The 12163-nt window shown below is 39.5% G+C and carries 10 protein-coding genes; 1 reads left to right on the top strand and 9 read right to left on the bottom strand.

Annotation, left to right across the window (positions count from 1 at the left end; all coding sequences use genetic code 11):
- Positions 1 to 14: 14 nt before the first annotated feature.
- The 6 genes from JMF81_RS04310 to JMF81_RS04285 all read right to left on the bottom strand — a co-directional run bounded on the left by JMF81_RS04310 (position 15) and on the right by JMF81_RS04285 (position 7034).
- Positions 15 to 1763: an ABC transporter ATP-binding protein gene (locus JMF81_RS04310; protein WP_201310227.1), complete on the bottom strand. Its 1749-nt coding sequence runs from the start codon at positions 1761 to 1763 to the stop codon at positions 15 to 17.
- On the bottom strand, positions 1760 to 3523 hold the full coding sequence (locus tag JMF81_RS04305) for an ABC transporter ATP-binding protein (protein ID WP_201310226.1): 1764 nt from the start codon (positions 3521 to 3523) through the stop codon (positions 1760 to 1762). Before JMF81_RS04305 ends, JMF81_RS04310 begins: the two co-directional genes overlap by 4 nt.
- Complete coding sequence (locus JMF81_RS04300; protein ID WP_201310225.1) at positions 3520 to 4998, bottom strand: ABC transporter ATP-binding protein; 1479 nt, start codon at positions 4996 to 4998, stop codon at positions 3520 to 3522. The genes JMF81_RS04305 and JMF81_RS04300 overlap by 4 nt, the downstream gene beginning before the upstream one ends.
- Positions 4999 to 5745 carry an energy-coupling factor transporter transmembrane component T family protein gene (locus tag JMF81_RS04295; RefSeq protein ID WP_201310224.1) on the bottom strand — a complete coding sequence of 249 codons (747 nt, stop codon included), beginning with the start codon at positions 5743 to 5745 and terminating at the stop codon, positions 4999 to 5001.
- Positions 5746 to 5747: 2 nt separating this feature from the next.
- Entirely contained in the window at positions 5748 to 6350 is a 603-nt protein-coding gene (locus JMF81_RS04290) for an MptD family putative ECF transporter S component (protein WP_201310223.1), read from the bottom strand.
- A gap of 72 nt (positions 6351 to 6422) precedes the next feature.
- Positions 6423 to 7034, bottom strand: a complete 612-nt coding sequence (locus JMF81_RS04285; protein ID WP_201310222.1) for a TetR/AcrR family transcriptional regulator — start codon at positions 7032 to 7034, stop codon at positions 6423 to 6425.
- Between the two features lie 423 nt (positions 7035 to 7457).
- On the opposite strand from JMF81_RS04285, the gene JMF81_RS04280 reads away from it, so the two are divergent.
- A complete protein-coding gene (locus JMF81_RS04280) occupies positions 7458 to 9209 on the top strand; it encodes an IS1182 family transposase (RefSeq protein WP_201310221.1) in 1752 nt (583 codons plus the stop codon).
- Between the two features lie 182 nt (positions 9210 to 9391).
- Here JMF81_RS04280 and JMF81_RS16635 read toward each other — a convergent pair whose 3' ends face one another.
- From JMF81_RS16635 to JMF81_RS04265, 3 genes are all read right to left on the bottom strand, one after another.
- Positions 9392 to 9640, bottom strand: a complete 249-nt coding sequence (locus tag JMF81_RS16635) for a winged helix-turn-helix domain-containing protein (RefSeq protein ID WP_330611466.1) — start codon at positions 9638 to 9640, stop codon at positions 9392 to 9394.
- Between the two features lie 399 nt (positions 9641 to 10039).
- Entirely contained in the window at positions 10040 to 11404 is a 1365-nt protein-coding gene (locus JMF81_RS04270; protein WP_201310220.1) for a sensor histidine kinase, read from the bottom strand.
- On the bottom strand, positions 11395 to 12054 hold the full coding sequence (locus JMF81_RS04265) for a response regulator transcription factor (protein WP_201310219.1): 660 nt from the start codon (positions 12052 to 12054) through the stop codon (positions 11395 to 11397). The genes JMF81_RS04270 and JMF81_RS04265 overlap by 10 nt, the downstream gene beginning before the upstream one ends.
- Between the last annotated feature and the right edge of the window lie 109 nt (positions 12055 to 12163).

The raw sequence follows: 12163 nt of genomic DNA, 5'->3' as shown, positions 1-12163 counted from the left end.
CTCCTTTCTGCTAATTATCCAATAGACCACCCTTCGGCTTTTTCTCTTATATTGATAAATCGTTTATAAATGCCTTCCTGAACAGATAATTGTTTGTGCGTACCACGTTGAGTAATTCTGCCTTCATCTACAACTAATATTTGATCGGCATTTTCAATGGTGGCAAGTCTGTGAGCAATGACAATAATTGTTTTCCCATGAGTGAGATTACTTATCGCTTGCTGGATAAGATGTTCATTTTCAGGGTCAACACTGGCCGTTGCTTCGTCTAAAATAACAATAGGTGCATTTTTTAATATTGCACGGGCGATAGATATTCTTTGCTTTTCACCGCCAGAAAGGGTGGAGCCACCTTCTCCAATCAAGGTATCATAGCCATCGGGAAGCGCCATAATAAAGTCGTGACACCTCGCAGCTTTTGCTGCGGCAATCATTTCTTCTTCTGTTGCAGTGGGTGCGCCAAAAAGAATATTATTGCGTATGGTATCGTGGAAAAGGTAAACATTCTGAAATACCATGCTTATATTTTTTAAAAGCGAATCACAGGTAAAATCCTTTACATTCCGTCCGCCAACGATTATAGAACCTTTTTTTACATCATAAAATCTTGCTAAAAGGCTACAAATAGTGGTTTTACCGCTGCCAGAGGGTCCAACGATTGCAGTCGTCGTATTTTCTGGAATGGTAAATGAAACATGATTTAATACTTCACGACTGTCATAACCGAAAGAAACGTCCTTAAATTCAATATCAAAGTGATTGATTGAAATATCTTTTCCGTCTTTGTCGATAAATTCAGCATTATCAATACTTTGTAGCTTTTCGGCAACAGTGTCCAACATTTCCAAAATATGCAGAGAAGTATTTGCTGCCTCGATTGTGTTAAACATAACATAACTGTAAACGATCAACATGAGCGCCATGGGAAGTTCCATCGTTCCGTGTAGTGCCATTAACGCGGTTAAAATGGTAATTGCACTTGTCCCCATATAAAGACCAAAGCGATGAAGCGCGTCACAAGGAGCAAAATTTTTCTCCATACGGATATTGATGTCCTTTGATTTTTTGTAGGCTCGATAAAGCCCCTCCGAAGCGACACCTTCCTGTTTGAAAGATTTTACCACGGCCATACCTCTTACATATTGAACAATTTCATCGGCCATTTCGTTAATACTTTCCTGGCGAATAGGAGAATTTTTACGGCTTTGATGTTCAATAAGCTGTAAGCCAATAGAAGATATAATTACAGCAATTAAAGCTGAAATCCCAAGTGCAGGCGAAAAGAACAGCAGAAAAACAATCGTTATCAGCAAGAATATGTAACTGTCTACAATATTGTTAATTACATTCATGGCTTGCATTTCAAAAAAAGCCAAATCTGTTGTGATTGCGGTTGTCAGTTCCCCCATATTTTTACGCTGTAAAAAGCCAAGAGAAACACGTTTTAGAATATCTCCAATTTTTAAGCGTTCGGTACTTGTAACTTCGTGGGCGATACTATCTTGCTTCGTTGCTCTTATATAAGCAAGTAACCAACGGAGAAGAATTGTGCCAACGATAATTCCTATAAGCATAAAAACAAAATTTTGATTTAAAACAGTATTCCCATTTATATCATCTAAAATCGTTTTGATTACCCAAACCCCACATACGATAGGAACAATTCCAAGAAAGTTATTTATCATGGACAATACGATTCCAAGATACAAACGCTTTTTATATTGTGCCATCATACAGAAAAGTCGTTTTAAAATACGAATCATGCCAACACCTCCTCGCTTACATTTACGGACCATTTTTTAGCACCGATATGAGCCTGCCACATATCCTTATAAAGATTACTGTTTTTCAATAATTCTTCATGTGTTCCGCTTTGTATGATCTTCCCATTTTCCACAAGCAAAATTTTGTCTGCATTTTTTATTGTGGAAAGCCTATGTGCGATTACCAGCAAAGTTTTTCCTTTTGTTAATTCAGCAATAGCTTCCTGAATTTTAGCTTCGTTTTCTGGGTCTGTAAAAGATGTTGCTTCATCAAGAATAATGATAGGAGCATTTTTCAAAATTGCTCTTGCAATCGCAATTCTTTGGCGTTCACCACCGGACAGTTTGTCGCCAGCTTCACCAGCGGTAGATTGATACCCATGTTCCAGCTTATTGATAAATTCATCACATTGAGCTTTTCGGGCTGCTTCTAATACCTCTGCATCAGTAGCTTTTGGATTTCCCAAGCGTATATTTTCCATAATCGAACTATTAAATAAAAAGTTATCTTGGGTTACAAAACTTACTTCGTCGGCAAGCTGTGTTAATGGAATATCTTTTATATTTACACCACCGATTGAAATATTTCCTTCTGTTGTATCCCAAAAACGAGCTACTAAACGAGCAAGGGTAGATTTTCCTCCCCCTGAAGGTCCAACGAGAGCATAAAAGGATTTTTCGGGAATTTTTATACTAACATCATGGATTACATCTTCTTTCCCTGTATAAGAAAATGACACATGTTCCATATATATATCGTGTTGGGATATAGTTTTTTCTTTGGACGCTAAAGGCAATTCACCAATATCGAAGGTTTTATTAACAGTATTGATTGAATACTGAATAGATTTTAGCTGATTAAAAAACAAAATGAATCTTCCCAAACTACTTACAAGCCCCATAGAAAGGAGCATGGCCATTGTAATTTTAGGCAGGGTAGTTGCGCCAGAAAGATACATTAAAGTTCCAATAGGTAATACTCCCAAAAGTGTTGTAGGAAGAATTACTGCTCCCAATGTTGTAAATTTCCATGTAGATTTATACCAGTTAAGAGTTGTTTCTTTAAAGGATTCAACTGCTTTACGATATTTTTCGTATGATGAAGTAGATTGATTAAAAGCCTTGACTACTTCAATTCCTTCTACATATTCTACAACGACATTATTCATGTGCTCATTGGATTCCATGTATTTTTGGTATGTTTTATTGTAACCACCTAACATCATTCCATAAGGAATCATTGCAAGGGGAATGGTAATCAATGAGGCAAGAGCAAGACGAAAATCAATCATACACAAATAGACAAATACTGCTAATGGCAACACAAGAGCAGCAGAGCCTTCCGGTATAACATGAGCCAAGGGTATTTCAATATTTTCAATTTGATCTACGACAATGTTTTTAACTTTTCCGGCATTGATATTTTGTGTTACTCCTAAAGGAGCTTTTAATAGCTTTTCAGCGACACGTTTTCTCATAAGCTCCAAAATAGTGTAAGCTGAAATATGAGATAAAGTCGTTGAAATTGCATGGAACAATACTTTTACGATAAATCCAGCAATACAAATACCTCCCCAAAAGAAAATATCTTCTGCGGTAACGGAATTATCAAAAAACATAATAATAATACGATAAGCTGCCACAAAGGGAATAATGCCGCCTGCCACAGAGATTAAGGCACAAATGACGGATAAGGTTAATTTCCCTTTACACGGTTTGGCATAAGAAAAGATACTTCCAAGCATACCTTTGTCTTTCATCTCTTTTCCTCCTTCTGAAACAAAATTTGATATATTTTAGGTGCAGTTTTTCTGCTTACCTCAAAATAATCCTCCACTTTCCCTGCGTTCAAGTAACATATATGTGTACAGGTTGACATCAGAAATTCATAGTCGTGAGAAGTTACTAAAAGAGTTTTCCCTTCCTGTGATAGTTCGTGAAGCAGAGAAGATACATTCTTCATGCTTATGTAATCAAGCCCGCTGGTAGGTTCGTCAAAACAAATAACATCTGTATTTTTCATACAAGCAACGGCAATACACAATCGTTGTTTTTGACCTCCCGAAAGAGAAGCGGGGTGCTGCTGTAAATAATTAGAAAGTCCCATTCGCTTCAATAAGGATATTCCTTTTTCACGGAGAAGCTCATTTTCGGTGTTTCCAAGATATAATTCTTTTTCAACGCTTTCCGTGAATAATTGATAATCACTGTTTTGCATAACAAGAAAAGTATCACGGTTTCTTATTTTAGGATTAACTGGTTTTCCATTGATAAGAAAATTACCCGACATTTCTTTTTTTAAGCCACAAGTAATTTCCAGCAAGGTACTTTTTCCAACTCCGTTATTTCCGATAATACCTATAACAGCACCTTTATCGGCTGAAAAAGTTATATTTCTTAGTGGCTCGTCACTTTTACCGTAATAATACGAAATATTTTTCAGTTCAATTTGGTTTTCTCCCGTGTGATAGTCAACACTTCGTGGAGAAACAGATAGCAAATTGATACTGCGTAATCCCATTGCATTTGCTTCTTTGTTAGAAAGATTGCGAAAATCCTCTCCACGAATTTCTTTTTTTATCTTCCCATTTTCAATCAGTATTGCTCGATCAGCAATATCTTTAAGATAATGCACACGATGTTCTGAAATTACAATCGTATATCCTTGCTTTTTTAAAGAATCTAATATCTTCATAAGATGTTGAGTTGCTGCTGAATCTAAATTCGCAGACGGTTCATCTAAAACAAGGATTTTAGGAGATAACGCATAAACCGAAGCAATAGCGATAGATTGCTTTTCACCGCTGGAAAGTTCAAAAATGCTTCTTTCTAATAATCTTGTAATTTGCAAATCATTTGCTGCTCTTTCGATACGACAGCATAATTCTTCTCTTGGTAAACCTACATTTTCACAAGAAAAAGCAATTTCTGCGGTTGTATCTGTAGCAAAAAATTGAGATCGCGGGTCTTGAAATACGGAGCCAACGATACCAGCCAGATCTTGTATATCCATATCAGAAGTATCTTGACCGTCTATATAAATTTTTCCTTCCAATTCTCCTTCAAAAAATTCTGGAACAAGGCGGTTAATAAGGCGTGTTATGGTTGTTTTTCCACAACCGGAACTTCCCAACAAAACAACAAACTCGCCCCTGTGAATATGTAAGGTTATGTGTTCCAGTGCGTCGTCTTTTGAATTTGAATAGCGAAAGGAAACATCTTCAATACGAATCATTCAAATTCCCCCTTTCTGGAGAATAGAATTAACAGCAATTCCTCCAATTACAGCCACTACAATGATACCAGCAGCCATAAAATCTTTTGCTTTCAAACGAATTTCCCGATAAGAGGTTCTTTTGGTTTCTAAATCCAATCCTCTTGTCATAGCAGAAGCCGCAAGTTCATCAGCAATTTTCATGCTTCTAATAATGAGTGGAACGATTGCATATTCGCCAGTCTTAATTGGGTGTAATATTATATTTTTAAAGTTCAACCCAATGCCTCTTAACTTCATAGTGTTTTTTATGGAGCGAAATTCATCGCTTACGGTTGGTAAATAACGAAACACAACAGCCAATGTTATAATTGCTCCCTTTGGAAAGTGCATATTTTGTAATGCTGTTGAGAAGTCACTAATACGGAGCTTTGTTGCCATCCAGTTTCCCATTACAAAGAAAATGGAAGTACGCTCCAGAAAAAATATAATTAAGCCCAATGCTGCTTTGGTTCCCTCATGTGGAATATAGCTGATTAGAAGTTCTAATACCAAAAAACTTCCAAACAATATACTGGTTTTCCATGCTCCTTTCCATAAATGGCGGGCAAGATATAACCCCACAATTAAAAGGTAATCCCACAGTAAAACCCATGTGCTTCGGGAAATATAAGTGGCTGTTGTAAATAGTATCAGCAATATCAGCTTCATACGAGGATCAAGCGCTGTATAAATATCTTCTCGTTTGGTTTTCATGCCTATTCCCATAATCAAACAATCCCCGCTTTAAGAAAATGTTTTTTCAGTAATACTTTTCCGAGAAAAGCACCTATGACACAACCTAAAATAGTGGCCGCAAGTCCAACAAAAAACATAGGTCCAATAACGAGATTGAATACTGCCCCATACAAATCAGCATAAGCAGGAACGGCAGCAAGGTAAAGGTCTTTCAAAAAGATAAGCGGTAATGTCATTGCTAAATACCAAAAGACAGTTTCAATAGTAAAGCAAATCAACATGGTAGAAAATTTGCGGCGATCTAATTTTCTCCAAACAAATTCTGCAAGTATGGCTCCTATTGCTAAAACTAAAGACACCGCCCAAAAATTCATAAGCATTAAAACAGCCAGTATCATACCAAACAGAAGGGGAACCCCTTTTTTATTTACCTTTGTATACAATAATAAATAAATCGTTCCCCAAAGAATTGCACAAACAGCAAAAACAAATAAATTTCCTACTACAGACATTCCTACTGGTGTTCCTACTGCTGAAAAGACAATGAACATCAAAACAAACATTATGGCTGTGGTGATATAATCCCGCACATTCATACGCTCACTATTCCTTTTTTTTGTTTTTTTCGTTTCCATGATGAATCCTCCTAATTAGTTGAAGCTAACCTATGAATCGGAATAAAGACTTGATTCATGCAAGAACCAAGTCTAAAATCCAAACACGGCCTGCCAGTTAAAAAACTTAGAAACTGCCTTACAATGATACATAGCCTGTTCCTTATTAAGATCGTGCACAATAGGTTCAAACATTGTAGACCAAAATGCTGTTAATAACATATGAACTTCATTTTGGTCTATACACTCTGGTGCAATTCCTTTTTGAAATGCAATTTCCATAAAGCACATCGTCTTTTTTGTGTGTTCGTCAACAAAATCATTTAGAAAATTAGAGTACATAGAGCCTTCCGAACGGCATAAAAGCAACTTAAAGCCATCATAATGAGAGTAAAGAAAATCCATAAACTTACTGAGTGTTTCTTCAGACATATTCCAAACGGTTTGCATTTCGTTAAGATTGAGCTTCTCATAATCGAAATTCTCTACATCTGAATAAATAGCATTTAGGTCTTGGAGTGTAGGAGCTAAGACGGCTTTAAAAAGTGATTCTTTTCCTGAAAACCGTTTATACAGTGCGCCTGTAGTTACACCGGCATTTTTACAGATTTCTCTTAGAGAAGCGTCTACATAGCCTTTAGATAGAAATTCTATTTTTGCACTCTCTAAAATTTTGGGGTCTATGCTGTGATCTGGCAAAGACATAAGATTCCTCCTTTCTATCAGTCTGATAACGTTGTTACTAATAACGATGTTATCAGTATAGCAGTTATATTCTTCTTTGTCAATAGAAACTATATAATAGTTGGTTCAAACGAATTAGCACAAATCGGCAAGCAATGCAAACATATACATGTTTTGCGATTTTGGCCGGAGCAATCCGGCCAAAATGCTTGTTGAGGGATAACCCCCAAGCCCCCAAGATCGCCACCTTCGGTGACGGCCACGCGTCCTACGGACGCTAAAAAATCTTCAAAAGGAAGGGGCTGTCGGGAAATAGATAGCCCTACACAGGGGCAGGTGTGATTTCATACGAATTCACATCTGCCCCTGAATTTATCCGCTAAAAAGAGAAAAAGATGGCTAACGACAACCATCTTTCTCTCCGTTCCATGTTATAATGGAACTATGCTAAAACAAGATTATTATAACGATTTTTTTGACTTTGGGCAACAGAAAATGAACTTCAGTTTCTTCGAATTGAGTTTACCCGACGACGATCCAGTCTATACCCTGAAAAACGTGATGGAGGAATTAGATTTTTCAGGCCTGCTGGCCTGTTATTCAGATAAGGGAAGAACCGGGTTTAACCCAATCATGCTGTATGCTGTTGTTACCTACGCAAACATGCGCGGGGTCAGGGCTGTTGACCGTATTGTAGACTTATGCCAGAGAGATCTTGCCTTTCTCTGGCTGACCAAAGGGCAGAAGCCTCAGCGGGATGTTTTTTACGATTTTAAAGGGAAAAAGCTGACGGGAGAAGTCCTGGATGAATTGAATTACCAGTTCATGCGCCGTCTGGAAAAGGAAGGCCTTATCACGCTGAAAGAGCTGTATATCGATGGGACAAAGATCGAAGCGAACGCAAACCGGTACACGTTCGTCTGGCGGGGCAGCCTCAACTATCATCTTGCCGGTCTGCTGGATACGATTGACGCCCTTTACGCAAAGTATAATGCCTTTTTGTCGGAGCATGCGTATGGCCCCAAATACGATCTGGGAGAAGCCCATATGTTTGTGATCGAAGGAATGGCCAAAGTCCGGAAGGTCATCGAAGAAAACAGGAAACGAAAGCTGACAAAGCATAAGAAGCTCCCCAATAACACGATCATCGAGATCGACCATTGTTCCCCGCTTGAGATCCTGAAGCTGCAGAAGAACCTGATGCGGATCGCGCAGGGAGAAGGGATCGGATTCGTCTACGGGAAAGGGAAGCATAAACCAGAGATCCAGAAACTCTACGAGGAACTGGAAGAATGCGGGACCCGCCTGATGGAATATAAGGAATGCTTTGAGATCATGGGGAAAGACCGCAACAGCTATTCCAAAACAGACCTGGAAGCAACCTTCATGCGGATGAAAGAAGACCATATGATGAACGGGCAGTTAAAACCGGCATACAATGTCCAGATCGCAGTAGAGAATTACTTCATTGTCCACGGGTATGTGAGCAATGACCGGACAGACTATCATACGCTGATCCCGGTTTTAGAAAAGCACCGGAATGCGTTTGGAGATACGCTGGAGGCGGTGACAGCAGACAGCGGCTACTGCAGTGAGAAGAACCTGCTGTATCTGAAAGAGAATGAGATCAAAAGCTTCATCAAACTCCAGGACCATGAGAAACGGAAGACACGGGCATACAAAGAGGACATCGGGAAGTATACCAGCATGACATACGCAGTCTTTGAAGATGAGCATTATTACATCTGCCATGATGGAAGGGAACTGCGCCATATCCGGACGGAAAGCAAAGAGATGGACGGCTATACCCAGACGGTGGAAGTATACGGCTGTGCGGACTGCAGCGGCTGTGAGCATAAATCCTGTCTTTACAGATACAATGCCCAAAAGAATCCGGACCGGAATAAGGTCATGAAGATCAACGAACGGTGGGAAGCGCTGCGGGAGGAATCCAATGCGAATATCCAGAGTGAAGAAGGGATCCTGAAACGGCAGACACGATCGATCCAGACAGAGGGGCACTTTGGAGATATCAAAGAGAATGAAAACTTCCGGCGTTTTCATTACCGCTCAGAGGAAAAAGTATATAAAGAGTTCATGCTGTATGCAATCGGTCGGAACATCTTGAAATACCACCGGTTCTTACACCATGAAATCGAGAAATACGAAGGGAAAAAGGAGCAGAAAACAGCTTAGCCGAAGGAGTGCTCCCCAAAATCCAAACAAGGGATTTTTGCGCCCTAAAATACAAGGGAGAAAAAGGAAGAGACAATCCGGCAGAGAATTCAGATCCTAAAAAAGTCCGAATTCTCTGGGATTGTCTCTTCATTGCATGTCAGGGGTTAAAATTCGGTATTAACCGACAGCCCCTTCCTTTTTCATATATCGAATTTATAGCCTATTCCATAAACGCTTTTCACATATTCCGGCAAGTCGGGGGCAATCCTAATTTTCTTTCGCAGGTTGCTTACATGGTTGTTGATCGCTTTCCGGGAATAGTAAGAATAGTCCTCGTGCCATACCAGCTCCAGGAGCATTTCATAAGTGAACACTCGCTTTGGGTTCAGTATGAGCAAAGCAAAGATTTCAAATTCCTTGACCGTCAGCGGAATTACCTGGCCCCGCACAGTGACAAGGCGCTGCTCCAAGCAGAAATATAAATCACCTTCCCGGATTTCTGTCAATGGCTGATCTGTCTGCGGAGGGATAAAATACTGCCCTCGAAGGAGTGTTGTGCATGGGACATCAGCCGGAATATTGCCAGCCTCATAGTCACGAACAAACTGAGCCAGTTCCTTCTTTTGTCTGGCAGAAAGCAGGGTAAACAGCTTTTCACCGATCTGCCTGCCGGAATCTTTTAAATCCAGTACGGCTAATTTTCCATGTTATCACCCCCCCAAAAAAAGTTTTTCAGATGTTTCTTTACCATTGCCCGGTAGATGATTTCTTACATGGTCATCGTAAAGTATAATTTTGAAGATTTCATAAAGATTTGAAAAAAGGGCGGCTCAAAGCCGCCCATAAGGTCAATATGGAATTGAGATTGTGACCTGTGCGCCGCCAGTTTTTTCGGAATTGCTCAAAATAAGCTGACCGCCATGCTGTTGGACAATGGATTTTGTAATAAACAGCCCCATTCCAAAGTGTAGGTTAGAACTACGGCTGCGGTCTGCCATGTAAAACTGTTCCTCTGCGTGCAGCAAATCTTCCTGTGAAAAGCCGGGGCCTGCATCTGTTACCGAAATTGTCAGACTTCCTTTGTCACCCGTCATTGAGATTAAAATGGGGCTGTCCTGCGGAGAATAATCCAACGCATTATTTACTATATTCATAATTGCCCGTTCCAGCAGTAATTTATCCGCAGGCAGGACGGCAGGTAAGTGTTCTATTTCCACCTGCAATCCGATTTTTTTCGTCTGGCACAGAGCATCAATCTGCCCCCGTAACTGTTCCACATAGGCAGGCAGATCAATATCCTCCATGTGGAGCTGATAGCCGGTCGCTGCCCGTGAAATATCAATCAATGTCCGAATATATAACCGCATCTGTTCGGAACTGCTGCTAATATATTCAACATATAAACGCTGTTCTTTATTCAGCTCTGTTTCGCTGATAAGGTCAGCATTTCCCTGAATTACTGTCAGGGGTGTTTTCAGATCATGGGCAAGTGCTGCAATCTGTTCCCTCTGTAATTTTTCCGCGTTCCATTGCTTTTCCAAAGACGATTTCAAATTGTCTTTCATGGAAGAAAAAGAACATAGGACATCCTCAAATTCTTTGATGTTTGAATGCCCCACATCAAAATCGAGATTTTGCTCAGAAATTTCTTTTGTAGCTTCCATAAGTGGGCGAAGTTGTTTGCGAAATATCTTTGCGAACCTTGCTGTTAAAAGAGTAATAACCAGCAAGGAATTAACAACAATCAAAACCAGCATAAGGGTATCTGGGGATGGAAAAAAATCAGGCAGCCACGAAACAGTAAACTGTGAGCCTATAAAGTATTGCAAAACGCACAATTCATTATCCCTAACAACAAGGACATATTGCCGCTTGCTCCCTTGATTGATATATTCTCCTTTTGCATAAGATAGTGCATCTTCCTTTTCGTCAGCGGCCATATTGCTGTATAACTCGTTAAAGTTCTTGTCTAAAATTAGATAACGGCACCCCTGCGGCAATACCACTTTGGTTACATCAGGTGCAACCGTCAGTGTCGGAATAATCTCTCTTACTTGTAGCTCACTTTGATTAGCTCTTGTGGCTATCCCCATATTGACAGCGGTTGTTTGCAGCAGAATAGGAACTAAAATAGCAACGCCCAATAGTACAACGAGCGATAGAGCAAATCTATGGAATAATGCTTTTACGGTATGTGATTTTTTCATTCCCATTTGTACCCAATCCCCCAAACTGTAGAAATTGGCTGAATATTTAGCTTTTCCAGTTTGGCACGAATATTTTTTATATGAGTAGCAATGGTAGAATTATCGCTATCACCATCCAAACCGAAAACAGCTTCATAAATCTGTTCTTTGGTAAACACTTGACCTTTATTTCGGGCAAGATACTCACAAATAAGATATTCACTTTTCGTCAAAGTTACTCGATTTCCCGCAACCCAAAGTTCTTTCGCTGCCAAGTCAAATTTAATTCTCTCAAATGTGAGGGTGGAATGTCGTTCTCGCTGTTCACGACGCAAATGCGCGTTTACTCTGGCCCTTAATTCCGCTATACGAAACGGTTTTGTAATATAATCATCAGCACCTATCCCCAAACCATATAGTATATCTTCTTCCAGCGTTTTTGCCGTTAAAAAGAGAATAGGGCAATCAACTATATTTCTGATTTTTTTACAATATTCAAAGCCATCCACTCCCGGCATCATCACATCTAAAAGGATAATGTCGTATAAATGGAGTTTCTGCATATCTACATCAGCGGCAGTTTGGCAGGCTGTTATCAAATAACCATCTTTTCTAAGCCCATTCTTTATCAGTTCTAAAATGGGCTGTTCATCATCCACCACAAGTATATGCGTCAAGAGATCACCTCCCTAGTATAATAATGGTGTAGTCAATAATGACTACGAGTTAATAGTTACAAAATCTAAATGAATAACTGAAGGAGGGATTCCCTCTCCATCAGAAGTT

This window comes from Anaerostipes butyraticus, from assembly GCF_016586355.1.
Taxonomy (GTDB): Bacteria; Bacillota; Clostridia; order Lachnospirales; family Lachnospiraceae; genus Anaerostipes; species Anaerostipes butyraticus.
The sequence above is the reverse complement of the archived record's forward strand: the minus strand, read 5'-3'. Positions and strand labels throughout refer to the sequence as shown.

What these genes read in the sequence shown, in the direction of transcription:
- JMF81_RS04310 (WP_201310227.1), bottom strand. Translation starts at nt 1,763, where the DNA reads ATGATTCGTATTTTAAAACGACTTTTCTGTATGATGGCACAATATAAA.
- JMF81_RS04305 (WP_201310226.1), bottom strand. Translation starts at nt 3,523, where the DNA reads ATGAAAGACAAAGGTATGCTTGGAAGTATCTTTTCTTATGCCAAACCG.
- JMF81_RS04300 (WP_201310225.1), bottom strand. Translation starts at nt 4,998, where the DNA reads ATGATTCGTATTGAAGATGTTTCCTTTCGCTATTCAAATTCAAAAGAC.
- JMF81_RS04295 (WP_201310224.1), bottom strand. Translation starts at nt 5,745, where the DNA reads ATGGGAATAGGCATGAAAACCAAACGAGAAGATATTTATACAGCGCTT.
- JMF81_RS04290 (WP_201310223.1), bottom strand. Translation starts at nt 6,350, where the DNA reads ATGGAAACGAAAAAAACAAAAAAAAGGAATAGTGAGCGTATGAATGTG.
- JMF81_RS04285 (WP_201310222.1), bottom strand. Translation starts at nt 7,034, where the DNA reads ATGTCTTTGCCAGATCACAGCATAGACCCCAAAATTTTAGAGAGTGCA.
- JMF81_RS04280 (WP_201310221.1), top strand. Translation starts at nt 7,458, where the DNA reads ATGCTAAAACAAGATTATTATAACGATTTTTTTGACTTTGGGCAACAG.
- JMF81_RS04270 (WP_201310220.1), bottom strand. Translation starts at nt 11,404, where the DNA reads ATGGGAATGAAAAAATCACATACCGTAAAAGCATTATTCCATAGATTT.